Source organism: Pantoea sp. XAF26B01_ASV70, from assembly GCF_054512635.1.
The window spans coordinates 4,102,632-4,117,628 of record NZ_CM137251.1 but is presented as its reverse complement, the minus strand read 5'-3'; the positions used below and the strand labels follow the sequence as shown (position 1 = coordinate 4,117,628).

The window sequence follows — 14,997 nt, the reverse complement described above, 5'->3', positions numbered from 1 at the left end:
CTCTTCAGCTCCTTTAAACAGCCAGCTATTCAATCTTTAAGTCCAGGTTATGCACATTATAATCTGTATGGTTTTTACACTGTCCGATAATGACAGTGCCTGAACCGCTGATAAGATGTGCTATCGCGCTGTTGAAAACCGGATACCCTCGACGACATCTGTAAGTCCCCAATTCTCAGGAGAGAGCGACATAACAGAGTGTGAAACTGACAGCTGCCAGAAAGGTGAGTATGATTAAATCCTATCAGGCAGAAGAAAGAGGTTACCCATGAGAACAACACAGCAGATGAGTATCACGCTGCCCAATGAAATGGCAGCACAGGTTAAGGCACGTGTTGCCAGCGGCGAATATGCATCGGAAAGCGAAGTGATCCGTGAAGGATTGCGTGCGCTGATGGCACGGGATCATGCCGTGGAACAATGGCTGCATGAAAAGGTAGTGCCCGCCTGGGAAGCACTTCAAAGTGGCGAAACACAAAGCCTGAGCGCTAACGACCTCAGGAACAGACTGAAAGCGGAACACAGGAAGGCGACCGGGGAGGAGTAATGGTTTACAGGGTGGTGTTCGCACCAGAGGCGCAGGAACAACTGGCAGAACTTTACCGTTATATCGCGCAAGCAGCGACACCCTATACCGCTTTAAACTTTACGGAAAACGTCATCGATTATTGTGAGTCTCTTGCACAGTTCCCACATAGAGGGAACTGTCGTGATGATCTTCTGCCAGGACTGAGAATCACCAATTACCGCAGACGGACAATAATTGCTTTCATGCTGTCTGAGAAAACAGTGAGTGTTTTAGGCATATGGCATGGCGGGCAGGATTATGAAAATGACCTGTCTGGAGACGAAATTGACTGAGTTGTCAGACCAGCAGGCCGATTATATTTTTCCTGTGCAGCGTAACAAAATGTCGCTTCCATGCCTGCCCGGGGCGCTTTGATAGTTATTTCGCCTGACCCATCACGCCGCAGGCGGCGTCGTCCGCGCAAAGCTCTCGCGCTGAAACAGCGTTTCCGCCAGCTTCACCAGCGCCGGTCGTTCAACACACCAGTTCGGCACTACGCGGCGGAAATTGAGGTAGCCGATCATGCAACCGGTGGCGATATCCGCCAGATTGAGCTGGCCGTTGTTAAGCCATTTCCCCTCTGCCGCCTTCGCTTCCAGCATGTCGAGGCTGCGCTGAATCTTTTCACGATTGCGCAGCAGCACCTCTTCCGACTGCAAATCCCCCGGACGCATCTGCTCGCGCACGATCACCAGCGCGGCATCGCTGACGCCATCCGCCAGCTTCTCCAGCTGACGGATGTTAAGCGATTCAAGCGGATCGGCAGGCAGCAGAGCAGGCTCCACGCCACGCAGTTCCAGAAACTCCGCAATGATGCTGGAATCGAACCAGATTTGCTTATCGTCAGCGACCAGCGCCGGAACTTTGCCCAGCGGATTGTAGTGCGGCACGTGGCTGTCATCGCTGTAAGGCGATGCGTTAACGAATTCAAAAGTAATGCCTTTTTCCAGCATGATAATCGAAATCTTACGCACAAACGGGCTGGTATAGCTGCCAATCAGTTTCATCGGGTTCTCCAGAGTCAGTGACTATTCGCCAGGAAACATAAAGGGATTGAGACTGCTGCGTGCGAAGCCTTCCTGCTCCATTCTGGCATCCAGTATCAGCGATGCCAGGTCATCTGCCACCGGTTCAATGGCCGGATCTTTCTCCTGATAGAGCATCTTCAGGTAAGTGCCGCAGTCGCCACAGCTCTCTGCTTTCACCGCCGCCCGTTCGCTGTCGATCGACCAGTAGTGCAGATCACGGGACTGTTCGCACTGGGTACATTTGCTGCGCACCACATGCCATTCACTTTCGCACAGATTACAGTGCAGATAGCGCGCGCCTTCATGACTGCCCATATGCACCACGCTGGCGACCGGCATACTGGCGCAGACCGGACAAAACTGACGCTGATCGCCCATCTCAGCGCGTGCTTTGCCTGGGATCAGGGCCGCCATCTGCGCCCAGTAGAGCGAAAGCGCCGCCCAGATAAAGGGTGCTTTGTCGCTGCTGACCAGCGCATACTCGCCGGTAAACAGCGCGCTGGCCAGCGTCTCCAGCTCGGTGGCGGACGCCTTCTCCAGATTCTCCAGCACCGCCAGTGCCTGACCGCTCATCTCTGGCTTCAGCTCGGCAATCAGTGAATGCAGCAGTCGCTGCCAGTGGGGATCGCGCGGCAGGGTATGAATATTCAGCGGCGGCTTGCCCTCGCTGGCGCTCTGCGTCAGGCGGGCATGCAGGTCGATGTGCAGCGGATGGTCATACAGCACAATCTCCTGCGCTTCAGCGATCACCGCCGCAAAGCGCAGGTAGTCGCCGAGTGGGTTTTTCGCCGCCAGGTCACGCAGTCGCGCAGCACGACGGCTGTATAAATTTTTCAGCCGTGGAAAAAGTAACGGCGGAATCATCTCCGCCGTTGTCTTTTCGCCTTTCTCCAGCTGATCTTGCGGGATTATGCGAATACTCATCAGGGGCGTTTTTCCTGTTTTATTGGCGGATTACGCTGCTCGCGATACCAGCGAGGATGGTGCTGCCTGGCCCATTCGGCGCTGACCCAGCCTTCCACCATCGCGGTCAGTGTGCCTTTGACCCACAACGCAGCATAAATGTGCACCATAATGACGATGATCAGCGCCACCGCTGACACCGAATGCACCACCAACGCCAGACGAATCAGCGGAATGGCGAAGGCATCGGCAAAGTAAGGTCGCCAGATCACGATGCCACTGGCAAGCAGCAACACTAAGCTGATAATAGCAGCCCAGAACACACACTTCTGACCAAAGTTATATTTACCGGTATCACCCACCTCTTCATTCAGCGCAATCCGGTGAATGTTTCTGGCCCAGTAAAGGTCATCGCGATTAATCAGGTTGTGTTTCCAGTAACGCAAAAACATCAGCATAAAAGCAACGAACATCACCACACCGACAAAAGGATGCAGAATACGCGCCAGCTGTGGTGTGCCAAATATCTGCATCAGCCAGTTAAACGACGGAAAGAAAAACCCTAATCCGCTTAAGGCGGCCATGACAAAGCAAATCGCGACAATCCAGTGATTGATGCGTTCGGGTGCGCGGTAACGCACCAGATGATCGGGCTTTTTCATTATTTGCGCTCCTCAGGGTGATCGTCGTTGTCGTCGTGCTCTTCAGTGACGCGATTCGGGCCAACGCCAACATAGTGAAAAATAGAGGCGGCGAACGTAGCGGCAAAACCCACCGCCGCCAGCGGTTTCCAGATCCCCTTCCAGAAGGTCACCGTCGGGCTGATGCCCGGGTTAGCAGGCAGCCCGTGGTAGAGCTGAGGCTTATCGGCATGATGCAGCACATACATCACGTGGGTGCCGCCCACGCCTTCCGGGTTGTAGAGGCCAGCCTGCGCAAACCCGCGCGACTTCAGCTCCGCCACGCGTTCCTCCGCCAGCGTCAGCATGTCGCTTTTGCTGCCGAAATGAATGGCGCCGGTCGGACAGGTCTTCACACAGGCAGGCTCCTGGCCGACGCTGACGCGATCCACGCACAGGGTGCATTTGTAGGCGCGGTTATCCTCTTTGTTGAGCCGCGGCACGTTGAACGGGCAACCCGCAATGCAGTAGCCGCAGCCAATACACTGCTCAGACTGGAAATCGACGATGCCGTTGGCGTACTGAATAATGGCACCTGCCGACGGACAGGCTTTCAGGCAGCCGGGATCGGCGCAGTGCATGCAGCCATCTTTGCGAATCAGCCAGGCCAGCTTGCCGTTCTCTTCAACTTCCGAGAAGCGCATCACCGTCCAGGATTTGGCGGTCAAATCGGTAGGGTTGTCATAGACCCCGATGTTATGACCGACTTCATCGCGGATGTCGTTCCATTCGGAGCAGGCGACCTGACAGCCTTTGCAGCCAATACAGGTGGTGACGTCAATGAGCTTCGCGACTTCACGCTGGTGATCGCGCGCCTGTGGCGGTGGGGTGAAGCCGTTGGTCGCTGAGCGACGGATAATATCTTGTGATTGATAAGCCATTGTCATCTACCGTTACGCTTTTTCCACTTTTACTAAAAATCCCTTGTATTCCGGGGTCTGCGAGTTGGCATCGCCAACCGACGGCGTCAGCGTATTGGCGAGGAAGCCTTTGCGCGTGGTGCCTTCAAAGCCCCAGTGACAGGGAATACCCACGGTATCAACCGGCTTGCCGTCAATCATCAGACGCTGCAGACGACGTGTTACCACCGCTTTGGCTTTGATATAGCCACGGCGCGACGAGACTTTGACGCTGTCTCCGGCCTTGATGCCTTTCTCCTCTGCCAGTTCGGTGCCGATTTCAACAAACTGCTCCGGCTGCGCAATCGCGTTCAGCAGGGCATGTTTGGTCCAGTGCCGGAACAGTTCGGTGATGGAATAGGTGGTGGCGACGCAGGGATAGTCAGTGGCCTCGCCCAGTTGCGCGGCGTCGCTGCTGAACAGTCGAACGACCGGACTATGACGCTGCTGCGGATTCATAGGATTGTTGGCGAGCGGGCTTTCCATCGGTTCGTAATGTTCCGGGAAGGGGCCGTCGGCCATCTTATCGAGCGCAAACAGGTGGCCAAGACCATCGGGCTGCATGATAAACGGACCGGCCTGCTGCTGCGGCGACAGCGTTACCGGATAATCCGGCACGTCAATGCCGTGCCAGCGAGTGCCATCCCACTCAATCAGGCGGCGATTCGGATCCCAGGCTTTACCCTGCGCATCCGCGGAGGCGCGGTTGTAGAGAATGCGGCGGTTAGCCGGCCACGCCCAGGCCCAGCCGGAGACCGCGCCCAGCCCCGATGGGTCGGCGTTGTCGCGTCGTGCCATCTGGTTGCCTTCCGGCGTCCAGCTGCCGCTGTAGATCCAGCAGGCGCTGGCGGTGGTGCCGTCGTTACGCAGCTCTGAGAAGCCGTTGAGCTGCTGGCCTTTTTTCAGCAAAAGCTTGCCGCTGGCGTCGTAAATGTCGGCCAGCGCCTGACCGTTGTTCTCCTGCGCCACCTCTTCCGGCTCAGGATTAGACGGATCGCGGTAGTCCCAGCGCATTGCCATCAGCGGTTCAGGGTTTGCTCCGCCTTCCAGGCGATAGAGCGCGCGCAGACGCATGAACAGATTGCCGAGGATTTTACCGTCGTGCAGCGCTTCAGCGGGCGGCTCCGCAGCCGCCCAGTGCCACTGCAGCCAGCGTGACGAGTTGGCCACCGATCCCGACTCTTCAGCGAAGCAGGAAGAGGGCAGACGGAACACTTCGGTCTGGATTTTCGAGGGATCGACATCGTTGAACTCGTCGTGATGCTGCCAGAAGCTGGCGGTTTCGGTGCGAAGCGGATCGATCACCACCATATATTTGAGGCGGGACAGTGCCCGGACCGCTTTATTTTTGTCCGGGAAGGCGGCCAGCAGGTTGAAGCCCTGAATCAGGCAACCATTGAGCGCGCCCTGTTCCATCATCTCCGCCTGCGCCATGCAGTCGTAGCTCTTATCCCACTTCGGCAGCCAGTCGTAGCCCCACTGGTTTTCCGCTGTGGCCTTATCGCCGTAGAAACTCTTCATCAGGCTGACGAAAAATTTGTCGGTGTTCTGCCAGTAGTTGACCTGATCCGGCAGTGTCGCAACCGGCGTGGCCTGCTGCAGGTAGGTTGCCAGCGTGGTCATCTTTTCGGAAGGCAGTGGCAGATAGCCCGGCAGACTCTGCGCCAGCAGGCCGAGATCGGTATAACCCTGCACGTTGGAGTGGCCGCGCAGCGCGTTAATACCGCCGCCTGGCATCCCGATATTACCCAGCAGCAGCTGAATCATCGCCGCCGTGCGGATAATCTGCGAACCGTTGGTGTGGTGAGTCCAGCCCAGCGCATAGAGAATAGTCGCGGTGCGATTCGGCACACAGGTGGAGGCCAGCTGCCTGCACACCGCAATAAAGGATTCCTGCGAGGTCCCGCACAGGCGCGTCACCATTTCCGGGGTGTAACGGCTGGCATGGGTTTTCAGCAGATTCAGCACGCAGCGTGGGTGAGTGAAGCTCTCATCGCGTTTCGCATGGCCGTTTTCATCCAGCTCATAGTGCCAGCTCTGACGATCGTACTGACGGGTTTCAGCATTGTAACCGCTGAACAACCCGTCGCTGAAGCTGAAGCCTTCGCTGACAATCAGTGCGGCATTGGTGAAGGCGCGAACATACTCCTGCTGAATCTGATTGTGTTGCAGCAGATAGTTGATCACCCCCATCAGGAAAACCACATCGCTGCCGGCACGCAGTGGCGCGTAGAGATCGGCGACCGCCGCAGAGCGGTTAAAGCGTGGATCGACCACGATGACCTGCGCATTGTTATGAGTTTTGGCTTCAATCACCCATTTAAAGCCAACCGGATGCGCCTCGGCGGGGTTGCCGCCCATGATCATCACCACATTGGCGTTTTTGATGTCGTTCCAGTTATTGGTCATTGCACCACGACCAAAGCTGGGGGCCAGCGCGGCCACGGTCGGGCCGTGACACAGGCGCGCCTGATTTTCCAGCGCCAGAATACCCAGCGAGCGGGCAAATTTCTGATCGAGCAGGCCGGTTTCATTACTGGCGGCGGAAGAGCAGAGCATGGCGGTAGTCGGCCAGCGGTTTACCGTGACGCCAGCGGCGTTGGTGGCCTGGAAATTGGCATCGCGATCCTGCTTCATCAGGCGGGCTATGCGGTCAAATGCCTCATCCCAGCTGATGCGCTGCCATTTATCCGAGCCTGGCGCGCGGTATTCCGGGTATTTCAGGCGCTGTTCACTGTGAATAAAGTCGAGCACGCCCGCGCCTTTGGGGCAGAGCGATCCACGACTGACCGGATGGTCAGGATCGCCTTCAATATGGTAAATCGAGGCGCGGGCATTTTTAGCGCCATCACCCAGGCTGTAAATCAGCATGCCGCAGCCGACTGAGCAGTAGGTGCAGTTATTACGCGTCTCTCTGGCGCGAATGAGTTTGAACTCTCTGACGCTGGCTAAGGCTGTGGTGGGGGCAAAACCGAGTAACGCCGCGCTGGTGCCCGCCAACCCGCCAGCACAGATTTTGAAAAAACTCCGTCTGTTAATTTGCATTTTATCGTTCTTCTTTATTGGCTCCATTGCGAAGCCTTGCAAAATAGCAGCCCTATCTGCCTGTAAGTTGACCAGGGTCAACAGGTTAGTCATTAGTAATTCTTTTTCTAAATTTTGTTAAAAATCCTCGGCAACCAATCCCCGGCGCAAGCAGATTTCCCGTAGCGGCAGATAATTACTGTTGTTTTATGCTTACCGATGTTAAAGCCTGAAAGATACCCATTCTCATTCTGCCCGCCAGCAGGCGTGGCTGCGCCTTTCCCGATGAGAAAACCGCATGAATTGCCCCGCTGTTTATTTGCGCCGCACCGGGCCAGAAGGCAAAATTAGTCTGCGTCTGATCACCGCTGTGCAGCCGTACTGACTGTCGCATTTCATTATTTATTAACAACAGGTCGTACTTTTTGAAAGCTATCCAGCCTGACTCAGGCGAAGATTTAACAATTCAGGCCGGCGTCAGCAGAACGCAGGTATGGCAGCGTGCCGATTTGACCGCAGCAGAGTCTGACTGGCTGGCGGACGAGGTGCCGGTGGCGCTGGTTTACAACGGCATCTCTCACGTGGTGATGATGACCACGCCCAAAGATCTGGAGGCGTTTGCGCTGGGTTTTTCGCTGTCAGAGGGCATTATCGACGCGCCAGGCGACATTTTCGGCATGGACATCGTGCCGGGCTGTCACGGCATTGAGGTTCAGATTGAGCTTTCCAGCCGCCGTTTTATGGCGCTGAAAGAGCAGCGTCGTGCGCTGGCAGGCCGTACCGGCTGCGGCGTGTGTGGCGTTGAACAGCTGGACCAGATTGGCAAGCCGCTCTCTCCGCTGCCGTTTACCCAGACCTTTGCGCTGGATCAGCTGGATCGGGCGCTGGGCCAGCTGAAAGCGTATCAGCCGGTCGGACAGAGAACCGGCTGCACCCACGCCGCCGCGTGGATCCAGCCCGATGGTCAGCTGGCCGGTGGCTGTGAAGATGTGGGTCGCCATGTGGCACTGGATAAGCTGCTGGGATATCGCAGCCAGGCTGAGTGGGGGCCAGGCGCGGTGCTGGTCTCCAGCCGTGCCAGCTATGAGATGGTGCAGAAGTCTGCCATGTGCGGGGTTGAGATCCTGTTCGCAGTCTCGGCAGCAACCCGCCTGGCGGTTGAGGTGGCTGAGCGCTGCAATCTGACGCTGGTCGGATTCAGTAAACCTGGACGCGCTACGGTTTACAGCCATCCTCAGCGACTGCGTTAAACTACCATCACCTCTGGCAACGTCTGCTGCAACGCCTCAAGGGCGGCACTGTTGTCGCCGCCACTATCCGTAATCAGCAGGTTGATCGCCGGTGACGGCGCGTAAACCGTGCGGCTGACTACCCCCAGTTTGGTGTGATCGGCCAGCAGATAGCAGGAAGTGGATTGCTGCACCATCGCCCTGGCGATGGCCGCTTCGTGCGGATGAAAACTGCTGGCACCGCAACCCGCCTCAATGCCGACCGGTGACAGCAGCGCCACATCGGCGCGATAGCGGATAATCTCACCTACAGTGATTTCGCCACGCGTCTGTTGCGCACCCGCCGACATCATCCCGCCCAGCAAAATGATCTGATTATTCAGCGGCTGATCTTCTTCTCCGGCGCTCAGCGCCAGCGCGGCCTGCAGGCTGTTGGTCACAATCGTCAGGCCGGAAAGGGCGTGCAACTCCTCTGCCAGCAGCGTGGTGGTGCTGCCCGCATCCAGGAACAGCGTCTGTCCGGGCTGCAGCAACTGCGCAGCGGCGCGGGCGATGGCGCGCTTCTCCCGGGTCTGGGTACTGCGGCGTTCCGTCAGCGGCGGTTCAGCCCGCGTTTCAATCGCCACCAGCCCGCCGTGAACGCGGCGTGCCAGACCCAGCGCTTCCAGCTCAATGATATCGCGGCGCGCGGTTTCGCGTGAGACCCCCAGCTCCCTGATAATGCGCTCGGTACTCACCTGGTTAAGCCGGGTCAGTAAGGCACGGATGCGATGAAGGCGCGTTTCCTGCAGCATAGAGGTTTCCTTTTAAAGCGCGAAGATCACGGATGATACGCCAGTGAAGCGAAAGATTCCGTCTGAATCAGGGAGCAAGCTTAGCGTGGCGATCTGCCTGCGTCATGTGTATTTTATTGCATTTGTGTATTTTGTTGCATTTTAGATTCAGGCAGGCATGATAAAGGCGTCAGCTCTTCCTCCTTCATCCTTGTAACGGGAGTCATTATGGCCACGCGTTCCACTATTATGGATACCAACAGTTTCCGCGCCGAACATGCCGATGCGCTCGACAGCGAGACGCGCAAACTCACCGATAAACGCAGCAAAGTGCTTGGCGAATCTTATCGCCTGTTCTATCGCAAACCGGTGCATCTGGTGCGGGGTGAAGGGCAATATCTGTGGGATGCGGCGGGCGATAAATATCTCGACGTCTACAACAATGTGGCGAGCATCGGGCACTGTCATCCGGCCGTGACTGAGGCGGTGACGCAGCAGATGAAAATGCTGAATACCCACACCCGTTACCTGCATGAAAATATTCTGGACTACAGCGAAGCGCTGCTGGCGACCACGCCCCCGGCGATCGATCGCGCGATGTATATGTGCACCGGATCGGAAGCTAACGACCTGGCGATTCGCGTGGCGCGCGCCTTTAGCGGCGGCAGCGGAATTATTGTCAGTAAAGAGGCCTATCACGGCACCAGTGAGCTGACATCCGGCGCTTCTCCGGCGCTGGGCAGTGGACAGCCGCTGGCGCCCACCACGCGGCTGGTGATGCCACCGGATGCGTATCGTGTGGACGCGCCTGACCTGGGCGACTGGTTCGCTGACCAGATTCAGCAGCAGATTGATGATATGGCGGCGCACGGCATTAAATTTGCCGGATTCCTGGCGGACTCAATCTTCTCCTCGGACGGCGTGTTGCCCGATCCGCGCGGCTTCCTGAAAAAAGCGGTCGAGGTGGTGCATGCCAACGGCGGCATCTTTATTGCCGATGAAGTGCAGCCTGGTTTTGGCCGTACCGGCGACGCGTTCTGGGGCTTTGGCCGCCACGATGTGGTGCCTGACATCATTACCACCGGCAAGCCAATGGGCAACGGCATTCCGGTTTCCGGCCTGCTGGCAAAAAGTGAAGTGCTGGCCGCCTTCAGCGACTCAATTCCCTACTTCAATACCTTTGGTGGTAACCCGGTCGCGATGGCGGCGGCGCAGGCGGTACTGAAAGTGATCACCGAAGAGGGGTTACAGGAACACAGCCGCGTGGTCGGCGCGAAGCTGCTGGCGGAGCTGCGAACCCTGATGGGTCGCTATGAGTGCGTGGGGGATGTGCGCGGTGCCGGACTGTTTATCGGTTTTGAGCTGGTCACCGATCGTCACAGCAAAACGCCGGACAAAACGCTGGCGCTGGATTTAATCGAGAAGCTGCGTGAACATCGCGTGCTGACCTCGGTCGCCGGCCCGTATGGGAATGTGCTGAAACTGCGTCCGCCACTGGCGTTCCAGGAAGGGGATATCGACTGGCTGGTCGGCGCGCTCGACAGCGGGCTGCGCGAACTGGGCAGGTAACGCGCAGGGCAGGGCAGATGCGGCGTTCGGGCGGGATGAGTGCCTGCTGGTGGTGCTGGCAGAGTGCTTCGCTCTCCCTGTCTGATAAAGCTGAAAAGGCGGAGTCAGCAGCAGCATGCTGTAAAAACAACGGGTTGCTTTTGCCAGATTTCTCAAATCCTTATGGTTAATAGGGCATTGATTACCCTTTTACGCTACATGAATTTAACTATAATGATTCGACTGCTTACGCGGCACGTCCCGAATTCGTCGTGCTGCTCAAACTAAATGGAGAGGAAGAACATGAGTTATTCACTGCCATCCCTGCCTTACGCATACGACGCACTGGAACCGCATTTCGACAAGCAGACGATGGAAATCCATCACACCAAACATCACCAGACCTACGTGAACAACGCTAACGCGGCGCTGGAAGGCACTGAATTTGCCAATCTGCCGGTAGAAGAGCTGATCACCAAACTGGATCAGCTGCCAGCAGACAAAAAAGGCCCACTGCGTAATAACGCAGGCGGCCACGCTAACCACAGCCTGTTCTGGAAAGGCCTGAAAACCGGCACCACGCTGCAGGGCGACCTGAAAGCGGCTATCGAGAAAGATTTCGGTAGCGTGGAAAAATTCCAGGAAGAGTTCGAGAAAGCGGCGGCGACCCGTTTCGGCTCAGGCTGGGCGTGGCTGGTTAAAAAAGGCGACAAACTGGCTGTGGTGTCTACCGCAAACCAGGACAACCCGCTGATGGGTGAAGCGGTTGCTGGCGTTTCTGGCTTCCCAATCATCGGTCTGGACGTGTGGGAACACGCCTACTACCTGAAGTATCAGAACAAACGTCCTGACTACATCAAAGCATTCTGGAACGTGGTCAACTGGGACGAAGCAGCAGCCCGCTTCGCAGCTGCCCAGTAAGTTAACCCAGTGTTAACGTGATAACGATAAACCGGTGGAATTTATTTCGCCGGTTTTTTTATCTTTAAATTCTGTCGTCCCAGATTAAACCAAAAATAAACGGATCTCGCTTTTTTAACCGCCGCCCTTTTAACCTTCTGCCACATTAACACGCCGTTGATACTCGTTGTCTTATGCTCAGTGACATTCCTGCTCACTGTGTGTCGATGACTATGTCAATTATAACTACTCATGAAACTACGACCGATTCTTCTGCATCGCTTTTTTTTCAGTTAATTAGCGGAAAATACGTTCCGAATAAACTCTGGATAAGTAAACGTTTCCGGCTGAAATTTGTGTTAAGAACCTTAATATCACCGCTGACTACGCTGCGTTATCTGGATGAGCTGTCGCATTTACCGCAACTCCCTCTGTTGATGAGTACTCAGGGATTGCTGCCAGCCAAGCTGCACCGGCCCTATCTGCGCTCAGGGTTGAGCATTGCTGCGCGCGCGCAGGCGATACTTGATCATTACAGTCTGATGAATAATCTGGAAAACCCTGCGCTGCGTCAGCTGCTGCAAAGCGCCACGGATAATCCGCTGGCTACGCTGACCGGTAAAAATGGCGAATCCTTTTTACTTTCCTGCAGTTCCGGTTATTTCGATCGGGAAGGGGAAGTGACGCTGGTATTACGCTATAACGACGAAATTATTGCTTCACTTTCATTTTCAATTCTCAATGAAAATAACCAGCGCACATTATTAATTGGCGGATTACAGGGTCCGCGAAAACATATCAATAATGAGGTGATCCGCGAGGCGACCAAAGCGGCGCAGGGTCTCTTTCCGAAACGCCTGTTAATGGAATCGGTATTTATTGTGGCGAAGCAGTGCGGCGTGGAGAATATTCTGGCGGTAGGCGATGAGACTCATGTCTTCCGCAGCCTGCGCTATCGCCACAGCAAAGGGGATAAGTTCTTTGCCAGCTACAGTGAATTCTGGCTGTCGCTGAGTGGCGAGGCGCGCAGGGATGGGATGTTTATCCTGCCGCTGAGTCTGCCGCGCAAAACGCTGGAGGAGATTGCCAGTAAGAAGCGGGCTGAATATCGTCGCCGCTATGAACTGCTGGATGCGCTGGCGGAGCAGGTCTATGCCGCCGCCGGCGAACGCAAAGCCGATGTCGATCAGGCTGCTGCCTGATCGACCCGTCAGAATGCGGTTTTGGCGAAGCCGGTCATTGCTGTCAGCCCCATCTCACGTCCCAGCGCGGTCATTGGATGCACCACGACCAGGCCGCGCACGCTTTTCTTCAGCGCGCCCAGATTTGCCTGCTCTTTCTTGGTAATTTCGCGGCTGAAGCCCATTTTTTGCAGCTTCTGCGCCTCGGCACTGAGTTTTTCTACCCGCTGACCGCGCAGACGCTCAATCTCAATGACCAGCGCTTCTTTCTCTTTCAGCAACGCGCCCAGTTTCTCGACATCACCCGATTCCAGTAACTGCGGCTCTTTGCGGTTCAATGCGTCCAGCTTATCGCTGAGAAGTTTGATTTCGTTCTTTTCTTGCTCTTTCATGACAACAACTCGTTGAGGAAAACAGGCCAAGGATACACCAAATCTGGCGCATATTCCCGCTCAGGTTAAGACGAAAAAGGCGCCGTGATGGCGCCTGACAGGATTAGCTGCCGGACTTTTTAAACGCCTGCTTCATACTGATGCGGGCGATCAGCTCGGTTAGCGACAGGACCATGGTGGATCGCACCATCTGCAGATAGCGCTGCTGCTGCATGCTGCGCAGCTCTGCATCTTCGGTGTGAAACACCGGCGCGGGCGGCCAGGCGGTGACGCAGTGCAGTTCACCAAACGGGCCAAGGATCTCATCGTCGGTAAAACGATAATCACCGCTGTCGTGATTCAGCTCTTCGCGCAGCGCCAGCAGCAGTTCACCATCTTCATATTCGTGCCGGCTGATAACGCCAAGACCGTAAATCAGCTTCAGACGAACCGAGAGTTCGCCCAAAGGACCATCGCCCAGCAGCAGCGGTTCTACGGCATATTTCACCGCGTAGTCATCTTTACGGAAGACCTGCAGCACCAGCAGATTGACGGCTTCAGCCAATAGCTCAACGGCGGCGATCAGAAAGCTTCTCACCGAACGACCGGCGTTCAGGCGCTCAAGCACCCGGTTTTCAAAAGCCTGCTTCTCTTCCATTATTGCCTGCATGGGTTCAATACCGCCGTTGGGCGCAGGCGAACTGCGCCCGGCTTGCGTCACTAACACGCGCGCATTATGCCATAGCGTGCCAGGCGCTCACCACCGAAGCCACCACTTCGCTGTCAGCATCCAGACCTGAAACCTCAGCCAGCGTCGCCTGTGGGCCTTTTTCTGCCAGCAGCGTGGCCAGCTCCTGCGCCTGTGGGTCCTGGTCGCTGCGATAGTGCATCGCGGCGGCAATGCCCTGCACCAGGCTGGCGTGCGGTAAACCATACTCCAGCGTGCCCAGCGTCGGCTTGATCAGGCGATCGCCCGCGCTGAGTTTACGCAGCGGCTGACGACCCACACGCTCAACATCATCTTTCAGATAAGGGTTCTCAAAACGGCCAAGAATTTTCTGGATGTAGGCCGCATGTTTATCCGCCTCAAAACCGTAGCGCTTAATCAGCACCGCGCCGCTCTCTTCCATCGCCCCTTTCACCACGGCCCGGATTTTTTCATCGAGGATGGCGTCACGAATGGTCTGGTGACCGGCCAGCTGGCCAAGATAGGCGGTAATCGCGTGACCGGTGTTCAGGGTAAAGAGTTTACGCTCAACAAATGCCATCAGGTTATCGGTCAGTTCCATACCCGGAATCGCAGGCAGGTCGCCTTTAAACTGAGTTTTATCGACGATCCATTCGCTGAAGGTTTCAACGGTCACTTCCAGCGGATCGGTGCTGCCCGCTTCAGACGGTGGCACGATGCGATCGACAGCAGAATCCACAAAGCCGACATGCTGCTCCAGCCAGGCGTGATACTGCTCCGGCAGCGCCTTCAGCACATGCTGTTTCAGCTGGCTGGTGCCGCGCACCATATTCTCACAGGCGATAATATTTAGCGGGCGGGTATTGCCGTTGTCGCTGCGTTTTGCCAGCCCTTTAGCCACACTGCCGGCAATACGCTCCAGAATCTGCGGGCCCACGGCGGTGGTAACGAGATCGACTTCAGAAACCAGGGTGATGATCTCATCGCTGGTGCTGTTTACCGCGCTGACGCCTTTAACGGTTTCTGTTTTGGCCTGCTCGCCAACCACATGAACGGGATACTCATGACGCGCGTTCAGTGCATCCAGCACCGTCTGATTCACATCAGCAAAAACCAGTTCGATACCTGCATCAGCCAGTAACTTGCCGATAAAGCCGCGACCAATGTTTCCTGCTCCGAAATGTAACGCTTTCATAATTTTTGAC

At 56.2% G+C, this 14,997-nt stretch carries 15 protein-coding genes; 6 read left to right on the top strand and 9 right to left on the bottom strand.

Going from position 1 to position 14,997, the window contains the following annotated elements; translation table 11 throughout:
- The first annotated feature begins 268 nt into the window (after nt 1–268).
- On the top strand, nt 269–547 hold the full coding sequence (locus ACX8ZY_RS19380; RefSeq protein WP_033773230.1) for a type II toxin-antitoxin system ParD family antitoxin: 279 nt from the start codon (nt 269–271) through the stop codon (nt 545–547).
- Nucleotides 547–861 (top strand): type II toxin-antitoxin system RelE/ParE family toxin, encoded by a 315-nt coding sequence (locus tag ACX8ZY_RS19375; protein WP_033773231.1) that lies wholly within the window; start codon nt 547–549, stop codon nt 859–861. The genes ACX8ZY_RS19380 and ACX8ZY_RS19375 overlap by 1 nt, the downstream gene beginning before the upstream one ends.
- Nucleotides 862–963: 102 nt before the next feature.
- Here the strand turns inward: ACX8ZY_RS19375 and ACX8ZY_RS19370 are convergent, their stop codons facing one another.
- Genes ACX8ZY_RS19370 through fdnG form a run of 5 tightly spaced genes read right to left on the bottom strand, consistent with a single transcriptional unit; the run spans nt 964 to nt 7,123 of the window.
- A complete protein-coding gene (locus ACX8ZY_RS19370; RefSeq protein WP_010257484.1) occupies nt 964–1,575 on the bottom strand; it encodes a glutathione S-transferase in 612 nt (203 codons plus the stop codon).
- A 21-nt stretch (nt 1,576–1,596) separates the two neighbouring features.
- Nucleotides 1,597–2,520 carry a formate dehydrogenase accessory protein FdhE gene (fdhE, locus tag ACX8ZY_RS19365; protein ID WP_010257482.1) on the bottom strand — a complete coding sequence of 308 codons (924 nt, stop codon included), beginning with the start codon at nt 2,518–2,520 and terminating at the stop codon, nt 1,597–1,599.
- Nucleotides 2,520–3,161 (bottom strand): formate dehydrogenase cytochrome b556 subunit, encoded by a 642-nt coding sequence (fdoI, locus tag ACX8ZY_RS19360; RefSeq protein WP_010257478.1) that lies wholly within the window; start codon nt 3,159–3,161, stop codon nt 2,520–2,522. Before fdoI ends, fdhE begins: the two co-directional genes overlap by 1 nt.
- A complete protein-coding gene (gene fdxH, locus ACX8ZY_RS19355; RefSeq protein ID WP_010257476.1) occupies nt 3,161–4,060 on the bottom strand; it encodes a formate dehydrogenase subunit beta in 900 nt (299 codons plus the stop codon). The genes fdoI and fdxH overlap by 1 nt, the downstream gene beginning before the upstream one ends.
- Before the next feature lie 12 nt (nt 4,061–4,072).
- Nucleotides 4,073–7,123: a formate dehydrogenase-N subunit alpha gene (gene fdnG / locus ACX8ZY_RS19350; RefSeq protein ID WP_421665158.1), complete on the bottom strand. Its 3,051-nt coding sequence runs from the start codon at nt 7,121–7,123 to the stop codon at nt 4,073–4,075.
- Between the two features lie 404 nt (nt 7,124–7,527).
- On the opposite strand from fdnG, the gene fdhD reads away from it, so the two are divergent.
- Nucleotides 7,528–8,352 carry a formate dehydrogenase accessory sulfurtransferase FdhD gene (gene fdhD / locus ACX8ZY_RS19345; RefSeq protein ID WP_182687583.1) on the top strand — a complete coding sequence of 275 codons (825 nt, stop codon included), beginning with the start codon at nt 7,528–7,530 and terminating at the stop codon, nt 8,350–8,352.
- Here the strand turns inward: fdhD and ACX8ZY_RS19340 are convergent.
- Entirely contained in the window at nt 8,349–9,125 is a 777-nt protein-coding gene (locus tag ACX8ZY_RS19340) for a DeoR/GlpR family DNA-binding transcription regulator (RefSeq protein WP_137229742.1), read from the bottom strand. The genes fdhD and ACX8ZY_RS19340 overlap by 4 nt on opposite strands.
- Before the next feature lie 207 nt (nt 9,126–9,332).
- Here ACX8ZY_RS19340 and ACX8ZY_RS19335 point away from each other — a divergent pair, with 207 nt between their 5' ends.
- The 3 genes from ACX8ZY_RS19335 (at nt 9,333) to ACX8ZY_RS19325 (ending at nt 12,754) form a co-directional block, all read left to right on the top strand.
- Nucleotides 9,333–10,673, top strand: a complete 1,341-nt coding sequence (locus tag ACX8ZY_RS19335; RefSeq protein WP_061901889.1) for an aspartate aminotransferase family protein — start codon at nt 9,333–9,335, stop codon at nt 10,671–10,673.
- A 282-nt stretch (nt 10,674–10,955) separates the two neighbouring features.
- On the top strand, nt 10,956–11,573 hold the full coding sequence (gene sodA, locus ACX8ZY_RS19330) for a superoxide dismutase [Mn] (protein ID WP_008926407.1): 618 nt from the start codon (nt 10,956–10,958) through the stop codon (nt 11,571–11,573).
- 212 nt (nt 11,574–11,785) lie between these two features.
- On the top strand, nt 11,786–12,754 hold the full coding sequence (locus ACX8ZY_RS19325) for a VirK/YbjX family protein (RefSeq protein WP_033780832.1): 969 nt from the start codon (nt 11,786–11,788) through the stop codon (nt 12,752–12,754).
- A gap of 8 nt (nt 12,755–12,762) precedes the next feature.
- On the opposite strand, the gene ACX8ZY_RS19320 is transcribed toward ACX8ZY_RS19325, so the two are convergent.
- The 3 genes from ACX8ZY_RS19320 to mtlD all read right to left on the bottom strand — a co-directional run bounded on the left by ACX8ZY_RS19320 (nt 12,763) and on the right by mtlD (nt 14,987).
- Nucleotides 12,763–13,125, bottom strand: coding sequence for a YibL family ribosome-associated protein (locus tag ACX8ZY_RS19320; protein WP_003848030.1), 363 nt, complete (start codon nt 13,123–13,125; stop codon nt 12,763–12,765).
- A 103-nt stretch (nt 13,126–13,228) separates the two neighbouring features.
- Nucleotides 13,229–13,774 carry a mannitol operon repressor MtlR gene (gene mtlR / locus ACX8ZY_RS19315; protein ID WP_171820345.1) on the bottom strand — a complete coding sequence of 182 codons (546 nt, stop codon included), beginning with the start codon at nt 13,772–13,774 and terminating at the stop codon, nt 13,229–13,231.
- 64 nt (nt 13,775–13,838) lie between these two features.
- On the bottom strand, nt 13,839–14,987 hold the full coding sequence (mtlD, locus tag ACX8ZY_RS19310; RefSeq protein ID WP_010257450.1) for a mannitol-1-phosphate 5-dehydrogenase: 1,149 nt from the start codon (nt 14,985–14,987) through the stop codon (nt 13,839–13,841).
- Nucleotides 14,988–14,997: the final 10 nt, after the last annotated feature.

Coding starts and splice junctions, on each gene's coding strand:
- ACX8ZY_RS19380 (WP_033773230.1), top strand. CDS start 269: ATGAGAACAACACAGCAGATGAGTATCACGCTGCCCAATGAAATGGCA.
- ACX8ZY_RS19375 (WP_033773231.1), top strand. CDS start 547: ATGGTTTACAGGGTGGTGTTCGCACCAGAGGCGCAGGAACAACTGGCA.
- ACX8ZY_RS19370 (WP_010257484.1), bottom strand. CDS start 1,575: ATGAAACTGATTGGCAGCTATACCAGCCCGTTTGTGCGTAAGATTTCG.
- fdhE (WP_010257482.1), bottom strand. CDS start 2,520: ATGAGTATTCGCATAATCCCGCAAGATCAGCTGGAGAAAGGCGAAAAG.
- fdoI (WP_010257478.1), bottom strand. CDS start 3,161: ATGAAAAAGCCCGATCATCTGGTGCGTTACCGCGCACCCGAACGCATC.
- fdxH (WP_010257476.1), bottom strand. CDS start 4,060: ATGGCTTATCAATCACAAGATATTATCCGTCGCTCAGCGACCAACGGC.
- fdnG (WP_421665158.1), bottom strand. CDS start 7,123: ATGCAAATTAACAGACGGAGTTTTTTCAAAATCTGTGCTGGCGGGTTG.
- ACX8ZY_RS19340 (WP_137229742.1), bottom strand. CDS start 9,125: ATGCTGCAGGAAACGCGCCTTCATCGCATCCGTGCCTTACTGACCCGG.
- ACX8ZY_RS19335 (WP_061901889.1), top strand. CDS start 9,333: ATGGCCACGCGTTCCACTATTATGGATACCAACAGTTTCCGCGCCGAA.
- sodA (WP_008926407.1), top strand. CDS start 10,956: ATGAGTTATTCACTGCCATCCCTGCCTTACGCATACGACGCACTGGAA.
- ACX8ZY_RS19325 (WP_033780832.1), top strand. CDS start 11,786: ATGTCAATTATAACTACTCATGAAACTACGACCGATTCTTCTGCATCG.
- ACX8ZY_RS19320 (WP_003848030.1), bottom strand. CDS start 13,125: ATGAAAGAGCAAGAAAAGAACGAAATCAAACTTCTCAGCGATAAGCTG.
- mtlR (WP_171820345.1), bottom strand. CDS start 13,774: ATGCAGGCAATAATGGAAGAGAAGCAGGCTTTTGAAAACCGGGTGCTT.
- mtlD (WP_010257450.1), bottom strand. CDS start 14,987: ATGAAAGCGTTACATTTCGGAGCAGGAAACATTGGTCGCGGCTTTATC.